Origin of the sequence: Luteimonas aquatica (assembly GCF_022662575.1) — a bacterium.
GTDB lineage: Bacteria > Pseudomonadota > Gammaproteobacteria > Xanthomonadales > Xanthomonadaceae > Luteimonas > Luteimonas aquatica.
In genome coordinates this window covers 156,325-182,505 of record NZ_JALBFU010000002.1, presented here as the reverse complement: position 1 = coordinate 182,505, position 26,181 = coordinate 156,325, and the positions used below count along the sequence as shown (strand labels likewise).

Sequence of the window (26,181 nt, the reverse complement as noted above, 5' to 3'; positions counted from 1 at the left end):
GGCTAGCCGGCCGCGTCGCTCGCCTCGCCGCCGATCCAGGTGCGCACGACGCGCAGGTCGCGGTCGAGCAGCACCAGGTCGGCACGGCAGCCGGCGGCGATGCGCCCGTGCGTCGCCTCCAGGCCGAGGAAGCGCGCCGGATAGGTGGAGGCCATGCGCGCGGCCTCGGCCAGCGGCAGGCCGAGCATTTCCACGGCGTTGCGCACCGCGGTGGCCATGTCCAGCGCGGAGCCGGCCAGCGAACCGGCGGCATTGCGCACCACGCCGTCCTTCGCGGTGATGATCTCGCCGTAGAGCTCGTAGCTCGGATCCTCGGCGCCCACCGGCGGCATCGCGTCGGTGACCAGGAACACCTTGCCGCGCGGCTTGGCCGCCAGCGCCACGCGCAGGCTGCCCGGATGCACGTGCACGCCGTCGGCGATCACGCCGCACCAGCTCTCGCGATCCTCCAGCGCCGCGCCGACCGCGCCGGGCTCGCGCCCCTGCAGCGGGCTCATGGCGTTGTACAGATGGGTGAAGCCGCGCACGCCCGCTTCCAGGCCGGCGCGGGTCTCCTCGTAGCTGGCGGCGGTGTGGCCGGCGGCGACGATCGCCCCGCGCGCCACGAACGCGCGGATCGTCTCCAGCGGCACCCGCTCGGGCGCCAGCGTGATCAGCGTGACGCCGTTGTCCAGCGCGGTGGCCATCGCGATCTCGTCCGCGTCGGGCACGCGGAACTTGCCCGGATCGTGCGTGCCCTTGCGCGCCGGCGCCAGGTACGGTCCCTCCAGGTGGATGCCGAGCACGCCGGGCACGCCGCCCGCGATCGCCTCGCGCACCGCCGCCACCGCCGCGCGCATGGTCGGCGCGTCGTCGCTGATCAGCGTCGGCAGGTAGCCGGTGGTGCCGAAGCGGCGGTGCGCCGCGCCGATGCGGGCGATGGCCTCCACGTCGGTGGCGTTGTTGAACAGCACGCCGCCGCCGCCGTTGACCTGGGCGTCGATGAAGCCGGGCAGCAGCGTGCCGCCGCCGAGGTCCTGGCGCTCGGCACCACGCACGTGCGCGTCGTCCTCGGCGACGACGGCGAGGACGTGGCCGCCTTCGACCAGCACCGCCAGGCCGTCGCGGATCTCCTCGTCGGCCAGCACGCGGCCGTTGACGAAGGCCTGCAATGGCGCCCGCTCTTGCATTACACCGTCTCCGTGATCTTGTTCAGATGCGGCGGCACGTCGGGATTGCGGCCGCGGCGCAGCGCCAGCGCGTTGATCGCGCGATAGAAACTCTGGATGGTCAGCAGCGGCGCGGCGACCGGATGCGGCGCCGCGCGCAACGGAAGATCGCCATGCGCGGAGGCCACCCAGATCGGCGCGCCGCGGGCGCGGAACTCCTCGGCCAGCGCCAGCGTGCCGGCCTCGGTCTCGTCCGGCTGGGCGAAGGCGAGCACCGGGAAGCCCGGCCCGACCAGCGCCATCGGCCCGTGCTTCACTTCCGCCGAACTGTAGGCCTCGGCGTGCAGGCCGCAGGTCTCCTTGAACTTCAGCGCCGCCTCCTGCGCCGCCGCCAGCCCCAGGCCGCGGCCCAGCACGAACAGGTTGCTCGCCTCGGCCAGCCCATCCACCAGCGGCGACCAGTCCGCCTGCCAGGCCGCGCGCAGCGCGTCCGGCAGCGCCTCCAGCGCATCGATCAGCGCCGGGTCGCGCTTCCAGTACGCGGCCAGCTGCAGGATCGCCGCCAGCGAGGCCAGATAGCTCTTGGTCGCGGCCACGCTGCGCTCCTCGCGCGCGCGCAGCGGCAGCACCACCTCGGCCAGCTGCGCCAGCGGCGAGTCCTCCACGTTGACCAGCGCCACCACGCGGGCGCCGCCTTCGCGCGCGGCCTCGGCGTTGCGCAGCAGGTCGGGGCTCTTGCCCGATTGCGAGATCACCAGGTACAGCGCGCCGCGCATGCTCTGCCGCGCGGCGTAGACGGAACCCACCGACGGCGAGGCGGACGCGGTGACCAGGCCCAGCTGCGTCTCGAACAGATACTTGGCGTAGGTGGCGGCGTGGTCGGAACTGCCGCGCGCGCAGGTCACCACGAACGGCGGCGGCGCGGCGCGCAGCGCCTCGCCCAGCGCGCGCACCGTCTCGACGTTGCGCGTGTACTGGCGCGCGATGGCGTCGCCCGCCTCGGCGGCCTCGCGGAACATCCAGGTCTGCTCGGGCGCCGGGAGCGGCGCGGCGGTGCTCGACATCGTCTCAGCCTTCCTCGTTGCGCGCGGCCGCGCGCGGCTGCAGCGGCGCGGTCGAGCCGCGCACCACCAGCTGCGGCACGAAGCCCTGGTTGTGGACCACGAAGGGATGGTCGTCGTAGGCGTCCTGGCGCAGCACGCCGATCAGCAGCCGCGCGGCGTGGCGCGCGATGTCGCCGGTGGCCTGCTTGGCGGTGGTCAGCGCCGGCCAGGACTGCTTCGAGAACGGGCTGTCCTCGAAGCCGGCGATCGACAGGTCGTAGGGCACGTTCATGCCGGCTGACTTGGCCGCGGCCAGCACGCCGGCGGCGATCTCGTCGTTGGAGCCGAAGATCGCGGTCGGCGGCGAGCGCAGCGCCAGCAGCCGGCGCGCGCCGCGGAAGCCGTCGTCGAAGGTGTAGTCGCCCGGCACCACCAGGTGCTTGTCGAGGGTGATGCCGTAGTCCTTCAGCGCCTCCTCGTAGCCGCGGTAGCGCTCGGTGCTGGAGCGGTGCGCCAGCCCGCCCCAGAGGAAGCCGATGCGCTGGTGGCCGAGCTGGATCAGGTGCTCGGTGATCTCGTAGGCGGCGTCGCGGTCGTCGACGAACACGCACGGGTGCCCGTCCTTCGGATCCTCGGTGGCGGCGATGATGCGCACGAACTTCACCCCGCGCGCGGCCAGCGCGCCCACCAATTCGGCCGACTCGGACATCGGCGCGGTCAGCACCAGGCCGGCCAGGCGCGAGCGGCGCACCCATTCGCTCAGCTCGTCGGCGAGCAGCGGCGAGCTCGAATCGCAGGGATGGATCTGCAGGTCGAAGCCGGTCTCGCGGCAGGCGCCCAGCACGCCGTTCTGCACTCCGATGATGTGGTAGGGGTTGGGATTGTCGTAGACCAGGCCGATCACGAACGGCGTGGCGCTGCGCAGGTTGCGCGCCGACGGGTCCGGCTCGTAGTCGAGCTCGGCGATCGCGTGCAGCACGCGCGAGCGCGTGGCCTGCATCACCGAGGGCTCGTTGTTGATCACGCGCGAGACGGTCTTGAGCGAGACCTTGGCCCGCTCGGCGACGTCCTTGATGGTGGGTCTGCGCACGCCGCCTCCGTTTCGCCCTTCGCTCACGCGCTCGTCCACGCCCGGTCAGCCCTCGCGCAGGCCGGCGCGATGGCCGCGCAGCGCGAAGTACAGGATATACAGGTAGCAGGGCACCATCAGCAGCAGGAACACCAGCTGGAAGTGCATGTGCTGCTTGAGCAGCGCGAACGCCTGCGGGACGATCGCGCCGCCGGCGATGCCCATGATCAGCAGCGCCGAGCCGCGCTCGATCAGGCGGCCCAGGCCGTGGATCGCCAGCGGGAAGATCGCCGGCCACATCATCGCGTTGGCGAAGCCGAGCGCGGCCACGAACCCGACCGACACGTAGCCGGTGGTGCAGTACGCGCCGAGCGTGAACGCCACGCCCAGCACCGCCGAGATCGCCAGGTAGCGCTGCTGGGAAATGAAGCGCGGGATGGTCAGGAAGCCGACGATGTAGCCGGCCAGCATGCCGCCCAGGGTGAAGGAGGTGAAGAACTTGGTCTGGTCCAGCGGGATGCCGAAGCCGGCGCCGTAGGTGCCGATGGCATCGCCCGCCATCACCTCGGCGCCGACGTACAGGAAGATCGCCAGCGCTCCCAGCCACACGTGCGGGAACTGGAACAGGCTCTTCTGCGGCGCGGCGCCCGCGGCGGCGCCGCGTTCGGCGCGCACGTCCGGCAGCGGCGAGAACAGGATGGCCACCCCGAGCAGCGCCAGCACGCCGGCCATCATCAGGTACGGGCCGTGGATGCCGGCGGCGAACTCGCTGAGGATGCGCTCCTTGTCCGCCGCACCGGCCGCGGCCACGCGCTCGGCGATGTCGCCCATGCCGTGCAGCACCAGCGTGCCCAGCGCCACCGGCGCGAGGATGCCCGCCACCTTATTGCAGATGCCCATGATGGCGATGCGCTGCGCGCCGCTCTCGATCGGGCCGAGCACGCTGATGTAGGGATTGGAGGCGGTCTGCAGGATCGCCAGGCCGGCGAAGATCACGAACAGCCCGCCGAGCGCGCCCGGATACCAGCGCTGCGTGCAGAACTGGCCGAAGGCCAGGGCGCCGGCCGCCATCACCCACAGCGCGATGGCCATGCCCTTCTTCATGCCGGTGCGGTCGAGGATCGCCGAGGCCGGCAGCGCCCACACGAAATACGACAGATAGGACACGAAGGTGACCAGGAAGGCGTTCACCACGTCGAGATCGAAGGCGACCTGGACGAAGGAGATCAGCGGCCCGTTGAGCCAGGTAAACCACCCCATGATGAAGAACAGGCCGCCGATGATCGCGATGGACACGATCGGGCGCGTGGCGGCGGACGGGGATGCGGCGGCTGTGGACATGCGGGCGACTCCTGCGGCGTCGGGATGCGGACAGGGATGCGCCGTGCGCCGGCGCAGCCCATGGCTAACGTTGTCATATTTTTACCGCGGCGGCCACGGGCGCGATGCAAACGAAAGATCCGCTCCGCCGCGCTGACGACTGCTGCATCGCAACATCGAAAGCCCCCTCGCCGTCGCCGTTTCGGATGAGAACCGCCGGAGATTTCAGGCAAATCTAGATTCGAGTCACATTTTGCCAACGTTGGCTCCGGGAATTCCCCGCACACGTCCAGCCTCGGCGCGGCGCATCGTGACCGCTTGTTGACAACGTTGTCAAACCACTTCCACACTCCGGCCCGCACTGGCCATACCGACCCCGGCCGGCGCGCAGGAGGGAGTCGGCAGTGCCCGCAATCGCAAGATCCCAAACGGCGGATGCAACGAACGCGGCCTCGCGCCCGTTCATCGCCGCCGACGTCGGCGGCACGCACGTGCGCATCGGCCTGGTGCGCCCCGACGCCGGCGCCCCCGCGCAGGCGCTGCAGGTGCTCGGCTACCGCAAGTACGCCTGCGCGGACTTCGCCGGGCTGGCGGAGATCATCGAGGACTTCCTGGGCACGCTCGATGGCGCGCGCGTGGACGCCGGAGCCATCGCCAGCGCCGGCTACCTGCTCGACGACGCCGACAACGGCGACGGCACGCTGATCACCGCCAATCTGCCCTGGCCGGTCCCGCTGCGGCAGATCCGCGAGCGCCTGGGATTCCGCGAGTTCCGCCTGGTCAACGATTTCGAAGCGGTGGCGCACGCGGCCGCGCAGATGGACGCCAGCGCCGTGCTGCGCCTGACCGGCCCCGATGCCGCGCCGCGCGGCCCCACGCTGGTGGTCGGCCCCGGCACCGGTTTCGGCGCGGCGCTCTGGATCCCGAGCGCGCGCGGCCCGGTGGTGCTCGCCACCGAAGCCGGCCACGCGGCGCTGACGGTCGGCAACGACCTGGAGATGGCCGTGCTCCGCCACCTGCTCGCGCAGCACCCGCACGTGCCGGTCGAGCAGGCGCTGTCGGGCCCGGGACTGATGCATCTGTACGGCGCGCTGTGCGCGCTGCACGGCGCCGAGCGCCGGCACGCCTCGCCCGGCGAGATCACCGCGGCGGCGCTGTCGGACGGCGACGCGCAGGCGCGCGAAAGCCTGTCGGTGTTCTGCGGCCTGCTCGGTGGCACGGTCGGCGACATGGCGCTGCTCTACGGCGCGCAAGCCATCTACCTGGCCGGCGGCATCCTGCCGCAGATCCGCGAATTCCTGCTGGCCAGCGGCTTTGTCGAACGCTTCCTCAACAAGGGCGTGATGCGCGAGGCGCTGGAACGGGTTCCGGTGAAGCTCGTGGAGCACGGACAGCTTGGCGTGATCGGCGCGGCGCACTGGTTCCTGGCCAGCGGCGGACGAACACGATGACCCGAACGCGTCCCGCGCGTCGCCGCGCGCGGGACGGCAACACAAGACGGCGCCGGGCACGCATCCGGCGCCCGGCAACCCACCATTGATAGGGAGAGAGACCATGACGTACCGAAAGACCGCGCTGTCCGCCGCGATCGTGACCTGTCTCGTCCTGGCCGCGCAGGCACAGGCGCAGGAAACGGCGGCACCCGCACCGCAAGACGCCGGCACCGCCACCGACCTCGACACGGTCACCGTCGTCGGCATCCGCGCCAGCCTGGAGCGGTCGCTGGACACCAAGCGCAACAACGCCACCGTGTCCGAGGCGATCACCGCCGAGGACATCGGCAAGTTCCCCAGCACCAACGTCGCCGAGGCCTTCTCGCAGATCCCCGGCATCACCCTCGACCGCCGCTTCGGCCAGGGCGAGCGGGTCAGCGTGGACGGCACCGACCCCAGCCTCAACCTGTCCTTCCTGGACGGGCATCCGGTGGCGCAGGCGATCTGGCTCTACGGCGAGCAGCCCAACCGCGGCTTCGACTACACACTGCTCGCGCCGCAGATCCTCGGCCGCGCCGAGATCATCAAGTCCTCCGAGGCGCGCCTGACCGAGGGCAGCCTCGGCGGCACGATCCTGATGCACACGCGCCAGCCGCTGGACCTGGACGCGAACTCGGTGGCCGGCTCGATCGGCTACAGCTACAGCCAGCAGGCCGGGAGCGGCAAGCCGAACGTCTCGCTGCTCTACAGCTGGAAGAACCCCGCCGAGACCTTCGGCGTGGCGGTGTCGGCGCAGCGCTACCAGGAGCGGGTGGACCGGCAGGGGCTGGAGGTCTTCGGGTATGCGCCCGCGCTTCCGCGAGATCAGAATGGAAATCCACTTCCACCGACCTTTCCGAACACGGATATTGCCCAGCGCGATCCAAACGCGAAGATTCCCAATTCGATCAATGCTGCCTGGTTCCAGCAGGACCGCAAACGCGACAGTGCCGTGGTCAATCTGCAGCTGAAACCAAGCGATGCACTGGAATTCAACTTGAGCGGGTTGTACATCAAGGAAAAGTTCGACAATTACAACCAATCGCTCTACAGCTATCTCACCTGGAATCAGGGTACTCAGAACGCTGTAGACCGTCTCGACCTGGGACCAGACGGCGTCGTGACTGGTGGTCACTCGAATGCCAATGCCGAGGAAGGCGGCGGCACCGTGATCTACGACAACCAGGTCCGCCTCTCCGAAGTGGTGACCAAGGGCCTAGACCTGCGCGGCGCCTTCCGTGGCGAGGGCTGGGGCATGTCCGGCCAGATCGGCCGCAGCAAGTCCGAGAACGACAACCTCGCCCAGTACTTCATCGAGCCGGTCTACAACGGCGGCTTCAGCTGGGACATCAACAAGGGCATCCGCTTCGACGACCCGCAGGGCGCGCGCAATCCCGCCAACTGGGGCTCCAGCAGCTGGCTCGGCAACAACGGCGTGTTCTCCACCGAGAGCGAGGACACCTACGGCCAACTCGACTTCAACGTCAACTTCGACAGCGTCTTCAACCAGCTGCAGTTCGGCGTGCGCCGCTCCAAGCACGAGGAGTCCTTCGACCTGAACGTGTACGGCGGCGTGCGCACCGGCACCCTGGCCGACGTCGGCACGATGGGCCTGACCGACATCCGCGGCTTCCATCCCGACCATGGCCGGCACGTCCAGGCCGGCCGCTACAACGTGCTGCAATGGGTGCGCAACAGCCCGCTCGACTTCGGCAACCCGGACGCCGCCAGCTACCTCAACAACAGCTGGGCGCTGGAGCAGACCAATACCGCCGGCTACGCGCAGCTGAACTTCTCCAGCGGCGGGCTGCGCGGCAACGTCGGCGTGCGCTTCGTGCGCTCGGAAACCGACGGCAGCGGCTTCGTCTACAGCGGCACGCCCACGCTCACCGACCTGGACAGCAAGTGGCAGACCAAGTCCAAGAGCGAGGATTTCGTGCTGCCCTCGCTCAACCTGGCCTACGACCTGGGCGAGAACTGGGTACTGCGCTTCGCCGCCGCCAAGGTGATCGCCTGGGCGCCGTACAACCAGATGGTGAACAACACTTTCCTCAACGACACCCAGTTCACCGGCAGCGGCGGCAACGCCTCGCTTTCGCCCTACGAATCCACCAACTTCAACCTGTCGGCCGAGTGGTACTTCGCCGAGCAGTCGGTGCTGGCGGCCTCGATCTTCTACAAGGACATCGACAACTACATCGACAGCAGCGCCAGCGTCGAGCGCCAGTACAACTCGATCAAGGACACCTCGCCGGCCGACTGGGCAAACATCGTCGGCACCCACGGCTGCACCGCCGACGGCTATTGCGACTACAGCATCCAGCGGCCGCGCAACGCCGGCAAGGGCAAGGTGAAGGGCTTCAACGTCAGCTACCAGCAGCCCTTCGGTGACACCGGCCTGGGCTTCGTCGGCAACTACACCTACGCCGACGGCGAGAACAACACCGGCGACCCGCTGCCCTACCAGTCGCGCGACAGCGTCTCGCTCAGCCCCTACTACGAGAAGGGCCCGTTCAGCGCGCGCGTGACCTACAACTGGCGCAGCCATTACCTGGCCGGCGGCTACGTGGCCGGCGCGGCGCCGGCGAGCGTGGACGACTACTCCGAGGTGGGCGCCAGCCTCGGCTGGACCATCAACGACAACCTGTCGCTGACCTTCGACGCGCAGAACCTGCTGGACGAGGAGTACTTCCAGTACCTGGGCAAGAAGAGCATGCCGGCCGGCCGCTACCACAGTGGGCGCCGCTACATGGCCACGGTGCATTTCAAGTTCTGACGCCTCTCCCTCCGTGGTGTCCTTGCGGGCCTGGACTTGTCCGGGCCCGTTTTTTTCCGCGATGCTTCCCCCTGCCGCCGCCAGGATGACGACATGAACCGACTCCGCCCCTCCCCGTTCCGCGCCCTCCTCGCCTGCGCCCTGCTGCTGGCCTCGCCGCTGCTGCCGGCCGCATCGCCCGCGCTGATCCCGGCGCCCGCGCACATGGAGGCCGGCGAAGGCGGCTTCGCGGTCAACGCGCAGACCCAGGTCTACGCCGAGGGCCGCGCCGCGCGCGCGGCCGCGGCGCGCTTCGTCGCCGACGTGGCGCGCACGCGCGGGCTGTCGCTGCGCATCGTCGCCAAGCGGCCCAAGGCCGGGATCGTCTTCGCGATCGACCGCAAGGCCTCGGCCAATGCCGAGGGCTATGCGCTGCGGGCCGGCCGCGGCGGGGTAACGGTGAAGGCCGCCGATCCGCGCGGCCTGTTCTACGGCGCGGTCACGCTGTGGCAGCTGCTCGACGGCGACGGCGGCCTGCACGTGCCGGCCGTGCGCATCGACGACGCGCCGCGCTTCGCCTGGCGCGGGGTGATGCTCGATTCGGCACGCCATTTCCAGGAGGTGGAACAGATCAAGCTGGTGCTCGACGCGATGGCGATGCACAAGCTCAACGTCTTCCACTGGCACCTGACCGACGACCAGGGCTGGCGCATCGAGATCAAGCGCTATCCCAAGCTCACCGACATCGGAGCCTGCCGCATCCCGGCCGGCGACGCCGGGGCCGGCGACGGCGGCACGCCCGTGCGCTACTGCGGCCACTACACGCAGGCGCAGATCCGCGAGGTGGTGCGCTACGCCGCCGAGCGCCAGATCACCGTCGTCCCGGAGATCGATGTGCCGGGCCACGCCACCGCCGCCATCGCCGCCTATTCCGAGTTCGGCGTCACCGGCCAGACGCTGTCGGTGGGCAACGGCTGGGGCGTGTATCCCAACCTGTTCAACGCCGACGAGGCGACGATGGCGTTCCTGGAGAACGTGTTCGCCGAGGTGATCGCGCTGTTCCCCGGCCGCTACGTCCACATCGGCGGCGACGAGGCGGTGAAGGACCAGTGGCAGGCCTCGGCGCGCGTGCAGGCGCGCATGCGCGAGGTGGGCGCGCGCGACGAGACCCAGCTGCAGGCCTGGATGATCGCGCGCCTGAACCGCTTCCTGGAAGCGCACCAGCGCCGCCTCATCGGCTGGGACGAAATCCTCGACGGCGACCTGCCCGCCGATGCCACGGTGATGTCCTGGCGCGGCATCGAGGGCGGCATCGCGGCCGCGCGCGGCGGCCACGACGCGGTGATGACGCCGTCGAATCTGCTCTACCTCAACCGCCCGCAAAGCGACCTGCCGAGCGAGCCGCCGAGCCACCCGGGCACTACCACGCTGCGCAACGTCTACGACTACGAGCCGGTGCCGGCCGCGCTCGCGCCGGCGCAACGCAAGCACATCCTCGGCCTGCAGGCCAACCTCTGGACCGAGCACGTGCGCACCTTCGCGCGCGTGCAGCACGCGCTGTTCCCGCGCCTGGCGGCGGTGGCCGAAACCGGCTGGTCGCCGGCCGAGCGCAAGGACTACGGCGATTTCCTCGCCCGCCTGCCGGCGCAGCTGCCGTGGTACCGGCAGTTCGGCATCGCCTACGCGACCACGCCCTTCCAGGTGTGGATCGACGGCACCGGCGACATCCCGGCCGGCAAGGTCTCGGTGGCGCTGTCCAATCCTTCCGGCTACCGGGACATCCGCTACACCACCGACGGCAGCGAGCCGACGGCGCAATCGCCGCGCTACGCCGCGCCGTTCGTGCTGCCGCTGCCGGCACAGGTGAAGGCGGCGGCGTTCGCCGACGAGCGGGCGCTGACGACGGCCAACGCGCGCGGCTTCGACCTGGCCTCGCTGCGCACGCGCGGCAACACCACGTTGGCCTCGTGCAGCGGCGAGGCCATGCTGCGCCTGGAGGACGACGGCCCGCGCGAAGGCGAGCGCGCCAACTTCAATGTCGACATCCTCAATCCCTGCTGGCTGTGGCCGAAGGCCGACCTGCGCGGGATCGCCGCGATCGAACTGCGCGCCGGCCGCCTGCCCTACAACTTCGAGCTCGCCCACGACGAGTCCCAGCGCAAGTTCACCCCGGCCGGCACGCCCGGAGGCGAGGCGGAAGTGCGCGCCGGCTGCAAGGGCGCGGTGCTGGCGCGCGCGCCGCTGCCGGCGCGGCCGGGCGCCGACGGTTTCGCCACGCTGAAGCTGCCGCTGCGCAAGCAGCCCGCCGCGCAGGATCTGTGCATCACCTTCAGCGGCGATACGCGGCCGGCGATGTGGGTGGTGGACCGGGTGACCCTGGTCCCGCGCAAGCAGCGCGGCGGTCGCTGAGCGCGCGCCGCGCGCTTGCGCGATGCGCCCTGGGCGCGCCCGTTCCGCTCACGCGCCGGGCGCGATCCTGCGTTCCAGGTGCAGCAGCAGGTCGCGCAGCGGCGTGCGGACCAGGGCCCATCCGGCCAGCACGCCGAGCAGGTCGGCGACGGCGTCCCAGACGTCGCCGCCGCGGGTGGCGGTGAGGCCGGCCTGGGCGAATTCGATCGCCACGCCCATCGCCACCAGCCCCGCGGCCGCGAGGCAGAGCGCGCGGCGTCCGGCGAACACCTGCACGGCGCTGGCCATCAGCAGGAAGTAGGCGAGGAAGTGCTCGACCTTGTCGCCGCCGGGCGGCGTGCGCGGCAGGTCGGTCGCCGGCACCAGGCACACCGCCACCACCGCCAGCAGCGCCAGCCACCACAGCGCCAGCCACAGGCGCGGATGGCGCAGCGGCTTGAGCCAGGCCGCGCCGCTCACAGGCGGAAGCTCAGGTCGCCGGCCAGGAAGGCGGCGCCGAACTCGACATCGCGCGCGAACCCCATCGCCTGGAAGCGCTCGCCCATCGCGGCGGGCAGCGTCAGCTGCTGCACCTGCCGCCGCAGCGAATAGCGCGCCGCCTCGCTGGGCGCGCGCGTCTCCTGTGCGGCCAGCCGCTGTTCCAGTCCGTTGCCGATCAGGAAGCTGGCCTGCGAGCAGTAGCCGGCGAAGTCGAATCCCGCCTCGGTGCCGGCCTCGGCGAGCGCGGTGAAGTCGACCGAGGCGGTGATGTCCTGCAGGCCCACGCGCGCATAGACGTCCTCGACCACGTGGTGCCGGTAGAACGCGCGCAAGGTGCCGTCGCGGCGCGTGGCCGCGTAGTACTCGCCGCGTGGGTGGCCGTAGTCGACGAACAGCATCGCGCCGCTTCCGAGCCCGCCCATCACCGCCTGCACCCAGTACGGCAGCTGCGGCAGCAGCTCGGAGCGGTAGCCGTCGTCGAACGGCGCCTGGCCGCGCCGCTCGACGTGGCGCACCGCCGCCGCCAGCAGCGGGTCGGCCGGGCGCTCGGCGCGCGCGAAGCCGCCCTCGCCGTCCAGCGCGACGTATTCCTCGAACACCTCGCCCTGGCGCAGCGCGAAGCGCGAGGTCGGCAGCGCGTCGATCACCTCGTTGGCGAACAGCACGCCGTTCCAGCGCTCCTGCACCGGCCCGTCCAGCCATTCCACGCGGGCGAAGACCGGCGGCGTCAGGCGGCGGCGCAGGTGCTCGCGCTGGCGCTCGCGCAGGTCCGCGCTCGGTTCCAGGATCGCGTAGCGCGCCGGCATCGCGTCCAGGGTCATCAGGTGCTTGATCGCGTACTCGGCGAAGGCGCCGCTGCCGCCGCCCAGTTCGAGAAACTCGGCGTCCTCGCCGAGCTGCCGCAGCACCGGCGCCACCGCCTCGGCCACGCATTCGGCGAACAGCGAGCCGAGCTCCGGCGCGGTGACGAAATCGCCGGCGCGGCCGAACTTGGCCGCGCCGGCGCTGTAGTAGCCCAGGCCGGGCGCGTACAGCGCCAGTTCCATGAACCGGTGGAAGGGGATGGCGCCGCCGGCGGCGAGGATCTGCGCGCGGATCAGTTCGCGCAGGCGCGCGCTGTGCGCCGCCGCGTCGGCATCGGGGGGAAGGACGGACATCCGCGCAGCATACGGCGAAGCGGCGCGGCGATGCGCCCGCGCCGTGCGCGCCGTTGATCCGCGAGCAGGGAACGGCGACGGTCGCGCGGGCATGCCTGTCCCCGTATGCTGTCGGCATGCCGGAGCCCTCCGCCCCCGAACGCGGCACCGCCGCGAACGCGCCGCCGCGCCAGGTCGCGCTGATCACCGGCGCCGCGCGGCGCCTGGGCGCCGCCATCGCCCGCACGCTGCACGCCGCCGGCTTCGATCTCGCCCTGCACTACCGCCGCTCGGCCGGCGAGATGCAGGCCCTGGCCGCCGAACTCGAGGCCGCGCGCGCGGGCAGCGTGCTGACGCTGCAGGCCGATCTGGCCGAGTTCGACCGCCTGCCGGAACTGGTGGCGCGCACCGTCGGCCGCTACGGCCGCCTCGACGCCCTGGTCAACAACGCCTCGGAATTCGCGCCGACGCCGCTGGGCGGCGTCACGCCCGCGCAATGGGACGCGCTGTTCGCCTCCAACGCGCGCGCGCCGTTCTTCCTGGCCCAGGCCGCCGCGCCGCACCTGCAGGCCGCGCGCGGGGCCATCGTCAACCTCGCCGACATCTACGCCGAGCGCCCGCTGCGCGACCACGCCGTCTACTGCATGGCCAAGGCCGCGCTGCTCGCCGCCACCCGTTCGCTGGCGCTGGAGCTGGCGCCGCAGGTGCGTGTCAATGCGATCGCACCGGGCGCGATCCTCTGGGCCGCCGGAGACGACGCGGCCGCCAAGCAGCAGGCCATGCTCGCGCGCACCCCGCTGGGCCGCACCGGCACACCCGGGGAAATCGCCGAGGCCGTGCGCTGGCTGCTGCTGGAGGCGACCTACTGCACCGGGCAGGTCGTCCGCCTCGACGGCGGGCGCATGCTGGAAGCCTAGCCGCTCCTCTCTCGACCCGGACCCGAGGACCGCACGTGTTCAAGAACCTCATTCCCAAGATCTTCTACGACCGCCTGCAGGACGGGCTGGACTTCTTCGTGGACGGGCTCGGATTCGAAGTCCTTTACCGGGACGCCGCCATGGCCGTGATCGCGCGCGACGGCGCCAAGGCCTATCTCGTGGAGAGCCCGGAATACGCCGCCAAGGACCGGCCGGAACTGGGCATCGACACCGACGACGTCGACGCGGTCTTCAAGGAGATGTCCGCGCGCGCGCCGCACCTGCTGCATCCCAACGCGAAGACCGTCTCGCTCAAGCCCTGGGGCTCGCGGGAGTTCGCCATGCTGGACAAGACCACGGTCTGCGTGAATTTCCGCCAGTGGCCCGCAGAAGGCTGAGACGCCCGGCAGACGTTCGGACCGAAAGCACCCGACGGCCGGGCGCCTAGGGCGCGTCCTCGAGCCCGGGCACCGGCTGCATCGCCGCATCGCGCTCCGGCGATCGCGCCCACAGCTGCGCCAGCGTCAGTCCGCTGCGCGGCTCGACGGCGTCCGGCGCGATCTCGGCCAGCGGCCGCAGCACGAACGCATGGCGCAGCTCGCCGCGCGGCAACTGCAGATGGCCCGGACCGTCCAGCACCAGGTCGTCGTAGAGCACCAGATCCAGGTCCAGCGTGCGGTCGCCGAAGCGCGGGCCGCCGCGGTCGCGGCCGTGCGCGTCCTCCAGCGCGTGCAGCCAGGCGTCCAGGGCATAGGGATCGAGGTCGGCCTCGATCGCGGCGCCGGCATTGAGGAAGTCGGCGCCCTCGAATCCGACCGCGCGGGTGCGGTACACCGCCGAGAAGCGCGCGCCCGGGAAGCGTTCGCGCAGCGCAGCGAACGCGGCGGCGATATGGGTCTCGGCCTCGACATTGCTGCCCAGGCTCAGGTACGCGGTGGCCATCAGGCCGCGCCGCGCTCGATGATCACGCCCACCGCGCGCGCGCCGCGCACCGCGCCGGGCTTGCTCAGCTTCAGGCGCACGCGCGCCACGCCGAACTCGTCCAGCACGATCTGCGCGCAGCGCTCGGCCAGGCTCTCCACCAGGCCGTAGTCGGACTGCGAGACGAATTCGATCAGCCGCTTGCTGACCGCCTTGTAGTCGAGCGTGTCGGCGATGTCGTCGCTGGCGGCCGGCTTGCGGTTGTCGAAATCCATTTCCAGGTCGAACAGCAGCGGCTGGCGGATACGCCGCTCCCAGTCGTAGATGCCGATCAGGGCCTCGATCTCGAGGCCTTCGATGAAGACTTTGTCCATGCGGGCGGCGGCATACCAGGGAAAAGGGGCAGGCGGGACGCCGGAAATCCATCCTTCCCGCGCAAGCCGGAAGCCATTTTGCTTTTCGCGGCCGGGCAAAGCAAAGAATGGCTGTCGCATCGACTCCCGCGTCAGCCGATCGGCGCGCCCACCGGCGCCAGCGCCGCCATGTCCCAGCGCGGCGTCACGTGCACCTGGGCATCGTCGCGCTGTCCCGCGCCCAGGCGCAGCGCGCCGGCGAAGGCGATCATGGCACCGTTGTCGGTGCACAGCGCCGGGCGCGGAAAGCACACGCGCCCGCCGCGTTCGGCGGCCATGCGCTGCAGGCGCGCGCGCAGATGCTTGTTGGCGCCGACGCCGCCGGCCACCACCAGCACCTTGCAGCCGGCCGCATCGAGCGCGCGCTGGCACTTGATCGCGAGCGTCTCGACCACCGCGTCCTCGAAGCCCAGCGCGATCTCGGCGCGGGTGTCCTCGCTCTGGTCGCTGCCCTGCCAGGCCAGCAGCACCTGGGTCTTCAGGCCGGAGAAGCTGAAATCCAGGCCGGGTCGGTCGGTCATTGGCCGGGAGAAGCGGTAGCGGCCGGCGGCTCCGCCCAGGCGCTGGCGGCCCTGCTCGGCCAGCGCCGCCAGCTGCGGCCCGCCGGGATACGGCAGGCCCATGAGCTTGGCGGTCTTGTCGAAGGCCTCGCCGGCGGCATCGTCCAGGGTCTCGCCGAGCAGCCGGTAGCGGCCGATGGCCTCCACCGCGACCAGCTGGGTATGCCCGCCGGAGACCAGCAGGGCCACGAACGGCGGCTCGGGAGGGTCGTCCTCCATCAGCGGGGCCAGCAGGTGCCCCTCCATGTGATGGACCGCGATGGCCGGCAGGTCCAGGGCCCAGGCCAGCGAACGCGCCACCCCGGCGCCGACCAGCAGGGCCCCGACCAGCCCGGGGCCGGCGGTGTAGGCCACCCCGTCCAGGTCCTCCACCCCCAGCCCGGCCTCGGCCAGGGTCTGGCGGATCAGCGGCAGCAGCTTGCGCACGTGGTCGCGGCTGGCCAGCTCCGGCACCACCCCGCCGTACTCGGCGTGGAGAGCGATCTGGCTGTAGACGGCATGGGCGCGCAGGCCGGCCGCGCCGGACAGGCCGGTGTCGTAGACGGCCACGCCGGTCTCGTCGCAGCTGGTTTCGATGCCTAGGACGCGCATGGGTGAGGGGGCGCGCTTAGCGGACGCCCGCCAGGCGTCTGCTGCGCTCCCGAACGCCTGGCCAGGGATGGCCGGGCCGGGCGGTATGGAGCGTGAAAAGTTGCGCCATGGATGGCCTCAGGGGGTTCCTACATCATATCGGCTTGCACCCGCGCAAGGCCAGCGGCTATCATACGCGGCTCGCCGGGTACAGCCCGGTGGCGTTCGAGCCCCTTATTTGCAAGAGCCCGCGCCCTGCGCGCCGGCTTCCCAGTGTTCCGGAGATTCCATGCCTAGCGTCAAAGTCCGCGAAAACGAGCCCTTCGAGTTTGCGCTGCGCCGTTTCAAGCGCACCTGCGAAAAGGCCGGCGTGCTCGCCGAAACCCGCAAGCGCGAGTTCTACGAGAAGCCGACCCAGGAGCGCAAGCGCAAGGCCGCCGCGGCCGTGAAGCGCCAGGCGCGCCGCAGCTCGCGCGACGTGACCAAGCGCCAGCGCCTGTACTGAGGCAGCTTCGCTTGTCCGCAAAGCCGGCACGCGCAAGCGTCGCCGGCTTTTTTGCGTGCTGCGCACGCAAAAACCCGAAGTCTTGCTGCGCAAGACCTTGGGGCCCGCTATGTTTCTCCGATCCCCGCGCCTTCGGCGCGCGCCCCTGACCAAGGGGCCTTGCTCCAGATAGATCTCCCCGTTAGCCCTCCGGAGTTGCCATGAGCCTCAAGCAGCGTCTCACCGACGACATGAAAGCCGCGATGAAGTCCGGCGAGAAGGATCGCCTGGGCGTGATCCGCCTGATCAACGCCGCGATCAAGCAGAAGGAAGTCGACGAGCGCATCGAGCTCGACGACGCCCAGGTGGTCGCCGTGCTCGACAAGATGGTCAAGCAGCGCAAGGACTCGGTAAGCCAGTACGAAAACGCCAGCCGCGAGGACCTGGCCGCCGTCGAGCGCGCCGAGATCGCGGTGATCGAGGCCTACCTGCCCGCCAAGATGGACGAGGCGGCGATCGTGGCCGCGATCGAGTCGGCCATCGCCGAGAGTGGCGCCGCCGGCCCGGCCGACATGGGCAAGCTGATGGCCGTGCTCAAGCCCAAGCTGGCCGGCCAGGCGGACATGGGCCAGGTGTCGGCGCTGGTGAAGAAGCGCCTGGCGCCGTAATTTCCTGCGCCCTGCGCACGACAAAGCCGGGCATGTCCCGGCTTTGTCGTTTCTGGCCTATGGCATGCTTGCGGCATGTCCAGCGATCCTTCCCCCGCCTTGGCGCGCACGGCTTCCAGCGTGAGCCTGCGCTTCGCCACGCGCGCCGACGTGCCGCTGATCCTGGCCTTCATCCGCGAGCTGGCCGAATACGAGCGGGCGCCGGATGCCGTGATCGCCGACCAGGCGCTGCTGGCCGAGAGCCTGTTCGGCGCGCAGCCGGGCGCGGAGGTGGTGATCGCCGAGATCGACGGCGAGCCGGCCGGCTTCGCGCTGTTCTTCCACAACTTCTCGACCTGGCGCGGCCGGCGCGGGCTGTACCTGGAAGACCTGTTCGTGCGACCGCGCTTCCGCGGCCACGGGCTCGGCCTGCTGCTGATGCGCTACCTGGCCCGGCTGGCGGTGGAGCGCGGCTGCGGCCGTTTCGAATGGTGGGTGCTGGACTGGAACACGCCGGCGATCGACTTCTACCGACGGCTCGGCGCGGTGGCCATGGACGAGTGGACCGTGCAGCGGCTCGACGGCGAGGCGCTGCGCGCGCTGGCCGGGCAGTTCCAGGCGAGCGGAATCGCCCTCCCCGAGACCGCTTCGTCCTGAAGCCCCGCCGCGGCGTTCACCCGAACGCGCGCAACGAGGGCTTCCGAGATCGGCCCCCCCCTAGTCGCCGATGGAGTCGCCGATGGGCCGGCCGGCAGCGTCCCGGCACCGACCGCGGCCACCCGGCCCCTCGCCGGCCAGCCGGGGCTTTACACAGATGCGATCATGGGCGCATGGCCCGCATCCCCGACGCCTTCATCGACGACCTGCTCGCCCGGACGGACATCGTCGAGGTGATCGGCGCGCGGGTGCCGCTCAAGCGCCAGGGCAAGGAATACTCGGCGCGCTGCCCCTTCCACGACGAGCGCTCGCCCTCGTTCACCGTCTCGCCGACTAAGCAGTTCTACCACTGCTTCGGCTGCGGCGCGCACGGCACGGCGATCTCGTTCCTGATGAACTACGACCGCCTCGAATTCCTCGACGCGGTCGACGATCTGGCCAAGCGCGCCGGCATGGAAGTGCCGCGCGAGACCCAGCAGCGCAACGAGAACTCCGACAGCCGCGACCTGTACGCGGCGCTGGAAGCCGCCTCGCAGTTCTTCCGCAGGCAGCTCGGCACCAGCGCCAAGGCCGGCGCCTATCTGGACGGGCGCGGCGTCGACGAGGCGGTGCGCGCGCAGTTCGCCGTCGGCTACGCGCCGGAGGGCTTCTCCGCGCTCAAGGACGCGCTCGGCACCGATCCGCGGCGGCTGAACCTGCTCGACCGCGCCGGCCTGCTCTCCAAGAGCGACAAGGGCGCGGTGTACGACAAGTTCCGCGACCGGGTGATGTTCCCGATCCTCGACCGCCGCGGCCGCGCCATCGCCTTCGGCGGCCGCGTGCTCGATCCCGACCATTCCCCCAAGTACCTCAACTCGCCGGAGACCGCGCTGTTCCACAAGGGCCGCGAGCTCTACGGCCTGTGGCAGGTGCGCCAGGCGCACCAGAAGATCGAGCGGCTGATCGTGGTGGAGGGCTACATGGACGTGATCGCGCTGTTCCAGCACGGCGTGACGCAGGCGGTGGCCACGCTCGGCACGGCGACGACGCCCGACCACGCCGAGCTGCTGTTCCGCAACGCGCCCGACGTGTACTTCTGCTTCGACGGCGACAACGCCGGGCGCAAGGCCGCCACGCGCGCGATGGAATCGGTGCTGCCGCGCATGCGCGACGGGCGCCAGGCCTTCTTCCTGTTCCTGCCCGAGGGCGAGGATCCGGACACGCTGGTGCGCAGCGAGGGCGCGGACGGGTTCGACGCGCGCCTGCGCCAGGCCACGCCGCTGTCGCAGTTCCTGTTCGACTCGCTCTCGGCCGACGTCAACCTCGCCACGCTCGACGGCAAAGCGCGCCTGGCCGAGCGCGCCAGGCCGATGCTGGCGCAGATTCCCGACGGCGCCTTCGGCGACCTGATGCGCCAGCACCTGACCGAACTGACCGGCGTGGGCGCGCGCGCCAGCACGCCCGACACGCACGTGCCCGCGCAGCGCGCGCGCGGCACGGCGCCGGCCACCGCGCCCAAGCGCAGCCTGGTGCGCGGCGCCATCGCGCTGCTGCTGCAGAAACCGGCGCTGGCGCTGGAGCTCGCGCCGCCCTACCGTTTCATCCAGCTGCGCCAGCCCGGGATCGAGCTGCTCACCGAGCTCATCGCCCTGGTCAGCGCGCGCCCGGAGATCACCACCGGCGCCCTGCTCGAACACTTCGCAGGCCGCGAGGAGGCCGCGGCGCTGCAGAAGCTCGCCAGCCAGGAGCAGCCCGGCGAGGAGGCCGCCTGGCAGCGCGAGTTCCTCGACACCATCGCGCAGCTGGACAAGCAGACACTGCGCCAGCGCGTGGAGGAGCTGCAGGACAAGCAGCGGCAGTCGGGCCTGGACGAGGCGGACAAGACCGAATTGCGCGCGCTGCTGGCCGGCAAGGCCGGCTGACCGCGCGGCACCGCCGCCGCGACGCCGTCAGTTGATCACGCAGGTCATCGTCACCGTCAGCCGCCCGCCCGAGGGCAACGCCGGGATCGCCACGCCGCCGCCGGACTGCAGCGCCGCCAGCAGCGCGGGGCCGGTCGCGGCCGGACATTGCGCGCCGCCGACCTGGCCGCCGCAGGTCGCGGTCGAGCAGGTCATGTTGGTCGGCGGCGGATCGCGCAGCACGGCGTTGTCGGCGCTGCCGGGGCCGTTGTTGCTCACCGCGATGGCGTAGTTGACGGTGGCGCCGGAAGTGACGGTATCGCCGGCCTGGTCGCCCGGCCCGGCCGCGGGCGTATTGGTCTTGGTGACCGAAAGATCGGCGCCGATGACGTTGGTGAAGGTGCAGGTGATCGCCGCGCCGATCGCCGTCGCCGCCGCATCCAGCGCCACGCTGCGGTTGGCCAGGTCGGGCGTGGCCGTGCCGCCCGCGCCGAGGCCGGTGCAGGCAATCGCGCTCAGCCTCGCGGTGCTCGAGGCGCCCTCGGTCACGGTGGTCGGCGCGCCGGCGGTGGTCAACGGCGCCGGCGTGCCGGTGACCGCGGTGCCGGGCGCGGTGGTGGTGAGCGACTGGGCCGGGATGCCGTTGCTGCCGGTGAAGGAGAACGTGCCGACGCCGCCCTGGGTGATCTTGGCGATCGCCACCGTCGGCACCAGCTGCGGCAGCGTGATGCGGTAGTCCTCCGCTTCGCCCTCGGGCGCCACGCCGGTCGGCGTCGCCAGCGCGCTGGCCGAGGTCGAGGCGCGCAGGCGCGCAGGCGCATGTAGCTGGTGGCCTGCGGCAGATAGTTGGCCGGAAGCGTCCAGGTCAGCGCGACGGTGTTGCTTCCGGCCGGACAGCTGGCCACGCCCGAGCGCTCGCCGGTATCGAAGGCGCCGTTGCCGTTGAAATCGATCCAGCCGGCGACGGAAGCGACGCCGGCGCAGGCGACGTTGGCAATGGTGTAGGTGCCGCCGGGCAACTGGTCGGGCGGCGGCACGTCGGCGTAGCCGCTTCCGGCCGGGCCGCTGCGCTTGGGCAGGGCATCGACGTCGGCGCCGCCGATCGGCCCGTTGGCGTCGGCATCGGGCTCGCGCGTGGCGCCCAGCCGCGGCCCGAGGACGGGCGTGGCCAGGTTCGCCGGATTGTTGAAGTCGCCGCCGCTCACCGCCACGCCGCCGCTCCATGCCGCGCCGAGCACGTGCGTGGCATTGCCGTAGCTGGAGGGAATGGCCTCGGAGAATTCCAGTTCGATCACCGTGCCCACCGCCACCGCGGAGATGCCGCCGCCCTGCACGATCACCCGCGCCGAGGTGGCGCCGTCGATGTAGCCGACCAGCACCGGACCGGCGCGCAGCGACGGCGTGGCATTGGCCTCGCAGCTGGTGAAGGGCGAGGCCGGACCGTTGAAGCGGATCTCCGACGGCGTGCCGGTGACGGTGACGTTGGTGCGGGTGGCGTTGGCCGGCGTCCGGCACTGCGCGATCTGGTCGATGATGCGCAGCGTGCCGCCGCCGGTCAGGCGCGCGGCCACGTACTCGGTGCCGCCGCTGGATTCGGCGTCGGCGAACACCAGTCCCGCCAGGGTAAACGGCTGCCCGCCGAGCGTGGCGCTGCAGTTGAAGTTGAATTCCACGGTGGCGCCGTTGTTGGTGCGCAGGCCGATGGAAAGCGTGTTCGGATTGGTCCCCTGCCCCGGCTGGTTGCCGCCGATGTTGTACAGCTCGTCGAGGCCGTCGCCCTGCCAGCCGCCGGGCGTGTACACGAACAGGCCGGCGGTGCCGCGCGTGGTCTGCGCGCCGCCGAGGGTGCAGGTGATGTCCAGGCGGTTGGCCGGGGAGGCCGGCGTATCGACGTTGAAGCCGCGCGTGATGGTCGCGCCGCTATAGACGTTCTGGCCGTTGTTGCCCCAGTCCACCCAGAAGATGCGCCCGCGATGCAGGCCGGTGCCGCCGGTGGCGAATTGCGCGCTCGCGATCGGCGTCCATAGCGCCGCCGCGGCGAGCAGCGCCAGCATTCCACCCCGCTTCCACGCCCGCATGCCGCTCCCCTCCACAACCTCGTTGCACCATACCCAACAGGCGGCGTTCGCCGTCTCACTCGGGCTCTACAATCCTGAATCGCGTGCGCGCGGCATCGTTCGCTTCAAACCGCTCACTATGCCGATTCCGGCCGCGACGGAACCACGATGCATTCGCAGTTCCGCATGCGGGCCCGCATCGCGCCGGGCCGGGGCCCGCGCGGCCCGCCACGACCCTTGCGCTAGACTGCCGCTTTCGTCTCCGGGGAATCCAGCATGAAGCTCATCCACCGCCTGCTGTTCGCGGCCGTCGCCGGCGCCTGCACCTGTGCCGCGCACGCCGCGCAGGACGTCGTTCGCGAACAGCAGGGCAACCGCGTCAGCGAGAACATCCCGGCCATTCCCCCGGCGCTGCTCGAGCAGCTCAACCGCTACCAGAACACCCGCGGCGCCGCGGTCAGCGGCTGGACGCAGGACGGCTGCCTGCTGGTCAGCACGCGCTTCGCCGAAACCAGCCAGGCGCACCGCGTCTGCGAGCCGCTGGGCATGCGCGAGCAGATCACCTTCTACGACGAACCGATCAGCCAGACGGCCGTGGCGCCGGCGGCCTCGGGACGCGACGGCTTCGTGTTCGCGCGCGACGTCGGCGGCAACGAGTTCCAGCAGCTGTACTGGTACGACCTGAAGACGCGCGGCGCGACGCTGCTCACCGACGGCAAGCGCAGCAAGAACGACAGCGCGACGTTCTCGCACGACGGCAAGCTGCTGGCCTACAGCAGCACCGCGCGCAACGGCACCGACACCGACGTGTGGGTGCGCGATCTCGCCACCGGGCAGGCCAGGCCGGTGGTCACCGAGGGCGGCTCCTGGGAGGCCCTGGATTTCTCGCCCGACGGCAAGCAGCTGCTGGTGTTCAAGGGCGTGTCGGCGGCGGAAGCCTATCCGGGCATCGTCGACCTGGCGACCGGCAAGCTGCGGATGTTTCCCGTCGACGGCGGCAAGGCCGCCTTCGGCCCGTTCAAGTTCGCCCCGGACGGCAAGGCCGTGTACTTCGTCTCCGACGAACCCATCGACGGCAAGCCGAGCGAATTCCTGGTGCTGCGCTACCACGACCCGGCCAGCGGCACGCTCAAGGCGCTGAGCGCCGACATTCCCTGGGACGTCACCGACCTGGAGATCTCCGGCGACGGCAAGCACCTGGCCTTCGCCACCAACGAGGACGGCATCGCGCGCCTGCACGTGCTCGCGCTGCCCTCGCACGCGCCGGTGGCGCTGCCGGAGCTGCCGATCGGCCTGATCGGCGGGCTGCGCTTCTCGCCCGACGGCAAGCGCCTGGCGGTGAGCCTGAACACCGCCACCTCGCCCACCGACGCCTACGTCATCGACCTACCCGACGGGGGCGCGGTCGCCAAGCTCACGCGCTGGACGCGCAGCGAGGTCGGCGGCCTGGACACCGCCAGGTTCGTGGCGCCCACGCTGGTGCGCTTCCCCACCTTCGACAGCGTCGTCGACGGCGGATCCGACAAGGGCCGGCGCACCATTCCCGCCTTCTACTACCGCCCGGCCAAGGCGGCCGCCGGCGCGAAAGTGCCGGTGATCGTCAACATCCACGGCGGCCCGGAATCGCAGGCGCTGCCGAGCTTCAGCCCGAGCATCCAGTTCCTGGTCAACGAGCTCGGCGTGGCGGTGCTGGTGCCCAACGTGCGCGGCTCCTCCGGCTACGGCAAGACCTACCTGACGCTGGACAACGCCGAGAAGCGCGAGGACTCGGTGAAGGACATCGGCGCCCTGCTCGACTGGATCGGCCAGCAGCCCGAGCTGGACGCCCGGCGCGTGGGCGTGACCGGCGGCAGCTACGGCGGCTACATGACGCTGGCCTCGCTGGTCCACTACAGCGACCGCATCCGCGCCGGCATCGACCTGGTCGGCATCTCCGACTTCGTCACCTTCCTCAACAACACCGAGAGCTACCGCCGCGACCTGCGCCGCGTGGAATACGGCGACGAGCGGGTGCCGGAGATGCGCGCGACCTTCGAGCGCATCTCGCCGCTGAAGAACGCCGGCAAGATCCGCTCGCCGCTGTTCGTGGCGCAGGGCAAGAACGATCCGCGCGTGCCCTACACCGAAGCCGAGCAGATCGCCAAGGCGGTGCGCGGCAACGGCCAGCCGGTGTGGTTCCTGATGTTCGACGACGAGGGGCACGGCTTCAAGAAGAAGTCCAACAGCGACTACTACACCGCCGCCTCCGTGCTGTTCTGGCAGCGGCATCTTCTGGACAAGCAGGAATAGGCGGCACCGCAACGAACGGACGACCACGGGGGGATAGGGACATGTCTTTGAGCAGCAGCACGGTGATTCACTTCACCAGGGAACCCGATGCCCTGAAGGGCATCCTCGAGAAGGGATTCAGGATCAAGTTGTGCAGGGAAACCGTCGTCCTCGATACGCAGCCGGGAAGCTTCTGCGTGCCGATGGTGAGTTTCTGCGACATCCCGTTCTCGAAGATCAAGGACCACCTGGACAAGTACGGCGAGTACGGCATCGGCCTGACCAAGGCCTGGGCCGTGCGCAAGGGACTCAACCCGGTGCTGTACATGTCCAAGGACTCGTCCCTGTCCAAGAGCTACAAGACCGCATTCAACCACTACGTGTACGAATCCGACCACGAGATCGAGGACCTTCCGGCCGAGACCCGCGGGCTGGTCGACATCGTCCGCTACATCAAGAACTACGAGAACGACCTGACGCGCAAGAACAAGACCATCCCCAATTACCGCTTCTCGGACGAGCGTGAATGGCGCTACGTGCCCGACCACGACGCCTATCCCTACATGGTCGTCTCGGCCGAATGGCATGACAACCCCGCCAACAAGGCGCTCTCCGACAAGATGCTGGCCCCCTTGGTGCTGGACTTCAAGCCCGCGGACATCCAGTACATCATCATCGGCAAGAACTCTGAAATCTCCGACTTCATCGATCATTTGCGCAAGACGATGAAATCCAGATGCTATGTCGACGAAATCGATCGCCTGACCACCTGCATCTTCACCGCCGAGCAGATCCGGGCGGACGTCTGAAACCTGCCAGCGCCGCGTGACGGTTCGCGCCCGCTGGCTCGCCCGGCCGGCGGGCCTGACCGAAGCGCGCCCCCGCCAGGCGGGACGCAGCGTGCCGCGACGGCGCAGCGGACCGCCGCGCGCCGGGCGCTAGACTGCGCGCATGCCGCTCCCGTCCCGATTCCGCATCGATCCCTTCACGCTCGCGCTGCTGGCCACCGTCCTGCTCGCCTCGCTGCTGCCGCTCTCCGGTACGCCGGAGCGCGTCATGGACATCGTCACCGACGTGGCGATCGGCGCGCTGTTCTTCCTGCACGGGGCCAAGCTGGCGCGCGAGGCGATCGTCGCCGGCCTGGCCGCCTGGCGGCTGCACCTGATGATCTTCGCCAGCACCTTCGTGCTGTTCCCGCTGCTGGGCCTGGCCGGCAAGCCGCTGTCGCACTGGCTGCTCACCCCGGAGCTGTACCTGGGCGTGCTGTTCCTGTGCACGCTGCCCTCGACGGTGCAGTCCTCGATCGCCTTCACCTCGATGGCCGGCGGCAACGTGCCGGCGGCGGTGTGCAGCGCCTCGGCCTCGAGCCTGCTCGGCGTGTTCCTTACGCCGCTGCTGATGGGCCTGCTGGCCGGCACCCAAAGCGGCGCCGGCGCCGCCATGGCGCATCCGCTGCAGGCGATCGGCAGCATCATGGGACAGCTGCTCCTGCCCTTCGTGGCCGGCCATCTGCTGCGGCCCTGGATCGGCGCCTGGGTGGACCGCCATCGCGGCGTGCTGCGCTACACCGACCAGGGCACGATCCTGCTGGTGGTCTACACCGCCTTCAGCGCTTCGGTCATCGAAGGCCTGTGGCGCAAGACGCCGGTCGACGCGCTGCTGGCGGTGGCGCTGATCGCCTGCGTGCTGCTGGCGCTGGTGATGACCCTGCTGACCTATGCCTCGCGCCGGCTGGGCTTCTCGCGCGAGGACGAGATCGCGATCGTGTTCTGCGGCTCGAAGAAGAGCCTGGCCACCGGCGTGCCGATGGCCAAGGTGCTGTTCGCCGGCGGCAGCCTCGGGGCGATCGTGCTGCCGATCATGCTGTTCCACCAGATCCAGCTGATCGTCTGCGCTTACGTCGCGCAGCGTTACGCGCGCGGCGCGCGGCAGGCGGCGTCCGCGCGGGCGGCCGAGGGCGAGATCGCCGACTGAG

23 protein-coding genes are annotated in these 26,181 nt (G+C 70.7%); 12 read left to right on the top strand and 11 right to left on the bottom strand.

The annotated features are described in order from the left end of the window. Positions 1 to 2 precede the first annotated feature (2 nt). From nagA to MD221_RS06845, 4 genes are read right to left on the bottom strand one after another with little or no spacing between them, the layout of a single operon-like run. Complete coding sequence (nagA, locus tag MD221_RS06860; protein WP_242108861.1) at positions 3 to 1,169, bottom strand: N-acetylglucosamine-6-phosphate deacetylase; 1,167 nt, start codon at positions 1,167 to 1,169, stop codon at positions 3 to 5. Continuing rightward, positions 1,169 to 2,212 (bottom strand): SIS domain-containing protein, encoded by a 1,044-nt coding sequence (locus MD221_RS06855; RefSeq protein WP_242108860.1) that lies wholly within the window; start codon positions 2,210 to 2,212, stop codon positions 1,169 to 1,171. Before MD221_RS06855 ends, nagA begins: the two co-directional genes overlap by 1 nt. Positions 2,213 to 2,216: 4 nt before the next feature. After that, positions 2,217 to 3,281, bottom strand: a complete 1,065-nt coding sequence (locus MD221_RS06850; protein ID WP_242108858.1) for a LacI family DNA-binding transcriptional regulator — start codon at positions 3,279 to 3,281, stop codon at positions 2,217 to 2,219. 45 nt (positions 3,282 to 3,326) lie between these two features. After that, positions 3,327 to 4,601, bottom strand: a complete 1,275-nt coding sequence (locus MD221_RS06845) for a sugar MFS transporter (RefSeq protein ID WP_242108856.1) — start codon at positions 4,599 to 4,601, stop codon at positions 3,327 to 3,329. 392 nt (positions 4,602 to 4,993) lie between these two features. Here MD221_RS06845 and MD221_RS06840 point away from each other — a divergent pair, with 392 nt between their 5' ends. From MD221_RS06840 to MD221_RS06830, 3 genes are all read left to right on the top strand, one after another. Then, the gene (locus MD221_RS06840; protein WP_242110658.1) at positions 4,994 to 6,031 is read left to right on the top strand and encodes a glucokinase; all 1,038 of its coding nucleotides are present in this window, start codon (positions 4,994 to 4,996) and stop codon (positions 6,029 to 6,031) included. A 103-nt stretch (positions 6,032 to 6,134) separates the two neighbouring features. After that, the gene (locus tag MD221_RS06835; RefSeq protein ID WP_242108854.1) at positions 6,135 to 8,828 is read left to right on the top strand and encodes a TonB-dependent receptor; all 2,694 of its coding nucleotides are present in this window, start codon (positions 6,135 to 6,137) and stop codon (positions 8,826 to 8,828) included. Between the two features lie 93 nt (positions 8,829 to 8,921). Then, positions 8,922 to 11,216: a beta-N-acetylhexosaminidase gene (locus MD221_RS06830; protein ID WP_242108852.1), complete on the top strand. Its 2,295-nt coding sequence runs from the start codon at positions 8,922 to 8,924 to the stop codon at positions 11,214 to 11,216. A 48-nt stretch (positions 11,217 to 11,264) separates the two neighbouring features. Here the strand turns inward: MD221_RS06830 and MD221_RS06825 are convergent, their stop codons facing one another. Continuing rightward, positions 11,265 to 11,675, bottom strand: coding sequence for a VanZ family protein (locus MD221_RS06825; RefSeq protein WP_242108850.1), 411 nt, complete (start codon positions 11,673 to 11,675; stop codon positions 11,265 to 11,267). Then, a complete protein-coding gene (locus tag MD221_RS06820) occupies positions 11,672 to 12,853 on the bottom strand; it encodes a class I SAM-dependent methyltransferase (RefSeq protein WP_242108848.1) in 1,182 nt (393 codons plus the stop codon). Before MD221_RS06820 ends, MD221_RS06825 begins: the two co-directional genes overlap by 4 nt. A gap of 116 nt (positions 12,854 to 12,969) precedes the next feature. Here MD221_RS06820 and MD221_RS06815 point away from each other — a divergent pair, with 116 nt between their 5' ends. Together MD221_RS06815 and MD221_RS06810 are read left to right on the top strand one after the other, a co-directional pair. Further along, the gene (locus MD221_RS06815) at positions 12,970 to 13,749 is read left to right on the top strand and encodes a pteridine reductase (protein WP_242108846.1); all 780 of its coding nucleotides are present in this window, start codon (positions 12,970 to 12,972) and stop codon (positions 13,747 to 13,749) included. 35 nt (positions 13,750 to 13,784) lie between these two features. After that, positions 13,785 to 14,147, top strand: a complete 363-nt coding sequence (locus MD221_RS06810) for a VOC family protein (RefSeq protein WP_242108845.1) — start codon at positions 13,785 to 13,787, stop codon at positions 14,145 to 14,147. Between the two features lie 46 nt (positions 14,148 to 14,193). Here MD221_RS06810 and folK read toward each other — a convergent pair whose 3' ends face one another. From folK to tsaD, 3 genes are all read right to left on the bottom strand, one after another. Continuing rightward, entirely contained in the window at positions 14,194 to 14,691 is a 498-nt protein-coding gene (folK, locus tag MD221_RS06805; RefSeq protein WP_242108842.1) for a 2-amino-4-hydroxy-6-hydroxymethyldihydropteridine diphosphokinase, read from the bottom strand. Further along, complete coding sequence (folB, locus tag MD221_RS06800) at positions 14,691 to 15,044, bottom strand: dihydroneopterin aldolase (protein ID WP_242108841.1); 354 nt, start codon at positions 15,042 to 15,044, stop codon at positions 14,691 to 14,693. Before folB ends, folK begins: the two co-directional genes overlap by 1 nt. A gap of 131 nt (positions 15,045 to 15,175) precedes the next feature. Next, positions 15,176 to 16,234 (bottom strand): tRNA (adenosine(37)-N6)-threonylcarbamoyltransferase complex transferase subunit TsaD, encoded by a 1,059-nt coding sequence (tsaD, locus tag MD221_RS06795; protein WP_242108838.1) that lies wholly within the window; start codon positions 16,232 to 16,234, stop codon positions 15,176 to 15,178. Positions 16,235 to 16,502: 268 nt separating this feature from the next. Between tsaD and rpsU the strand changes: the two genes are divergently transcribed. The 4 genes from rpsU (at position 16,503) to dnaG (ending at position 19,902) form a co-directional block, all read left to right on the top strand. After that, complete coding sequence (gene rpsU / locus MD221_RS06790) at positions 16,503 to 16,718, top strand: 30S ribosomal protein S21 (protein WP_056134345.1); 216 nt, start codon at positions 16,503 to 16,505, stop codon at positions 16,716 to 16,718. Positions 16,719 to 16,918: 200 nt separating this feature from the next. Beyond that, the gene (locus MD221_RS06785) at positions 16,919 to 17,365 is read left to right on the top strand and encodes a GatB/YqeY domain-containing protein (RefSeq protein WP_242108836.1); all 447 of its coding nucleotides are present in this window, start codon (positions 16,919 to 16,921) and stop codon (positions 17,363 to 17,365) included. Positions 17,366 to 17,440: 75 nt separating this feature from the next. After that, positions 17,441 to 18,001 (top strand): GNAT family N-acetyltransferase, encoded by a 561-nt coding sequence (locus MD221_RS06780; RefSeq protein ID WP_242108834.1) that lies wholly within the window; start codon positions 17,441 to 17,443, stop codon positions 17,999 to 18,001. A 173-nt stretch (positions 18,002 to 18,174) separates the two neighbouring features. Further along, positions 18,175 to 19,902, top strand: a complete 1,728-nt coding sequence (gene dnaG / locus MD221_RS06775; protein ID WP_242108832.1) for a DNA primase — start codon at positions 18,175 to 18,177, stop codon at positions 19,900 to 19,902. A 27-nt stretch (positions 19,903 to 19,929) separates the two neighbouring features. Here dnaG and MD221_RS17630 read toward each other — a convergent pair whose 3' ends face one another. Together MD221_RS17630 and MD221_RS06765 are read right to left on the bottom strand one after the other, a co-directional pair. After that, positions 19,930 to 20,568 (bottom strand): prealbumin-like fold domain-containing protein, encoded by a 639-nt coding sequence (locus MD221_RS17630; RefSeq protein ID WP_425602231.1) that lies wholly within the window; start codon positions 20,566 to 20,568, stop codon positions 19,930 to 19,932. Further along, the gene (locus tag MD221_RS06765) at positions 20,454 to 21,935 is read right to left on the bottom strand and encodes a CshA/CshB family fibrillar adhesin-related protein (RefSeq protein WP_242108830.1); all 1,482 of its coding nucleotides are present in this window, start codon (positions 21,933 to 21,935) and stop codon (positions 20,454 to 20,456) included. The genes MD221_RS17630 and MD221_RS06765 overlap by 115 nt, the downstream gene beginning before the upstream one ends. A gap of 279 nt (positions 21,936 to 22,214) precedes the next feature. Between MD221_RS06765 and MD221_RS06760 the strand changes: the two genes are divergently transcribed. The 3 genes from MD221_RS06760 to MD221_RS06750 all read left to right on the top strand — a co-directional run bounded on the left by MD221_RS06760 (position 22,215) and on the right by MD221_RS06750 (position 26,180). Continuing rightward, positions 22,215 to 24,227 carry a S9 family peptidase gene (locus tag MD221_RS06760; protein ID WP_242108827.1) on the top strand — a complete coding sequence of 671 codons (2,013 nt, stop codon included), beginning with the start codon at positions 22,215 to 22,217 and terminating at the stop codon, positions 24,225 to 24,227. Between the two features lie 41 nt (positions 24,228 to 24,268). Then, positions 24,269 to 25,015, top strand: a complete 747-nt coding sequence (locus MD221_RS06755) for an abortive infection system antitoxin AbiGi family protein (protein ID WP_242108825.1) — start codon at positions 24,269 to 24,271, stop codon at positions 25,013 to 25,015. Between the two features lie 142 nt (positions 25,016 to 25,157). After that, positions 25,158 to 26,180, top strand: a complete 1,023-nt coding sequence (locus MD221_RS06750) for a bile acid:sodium symporter family protein (protein WP_242108823.1) — start codon at positions 25,158 to 25,160, stop codon at positions 26,178 to 26,180. The last annotated feature ends 1 nt before the right edge of the window (position 26,181 follow it).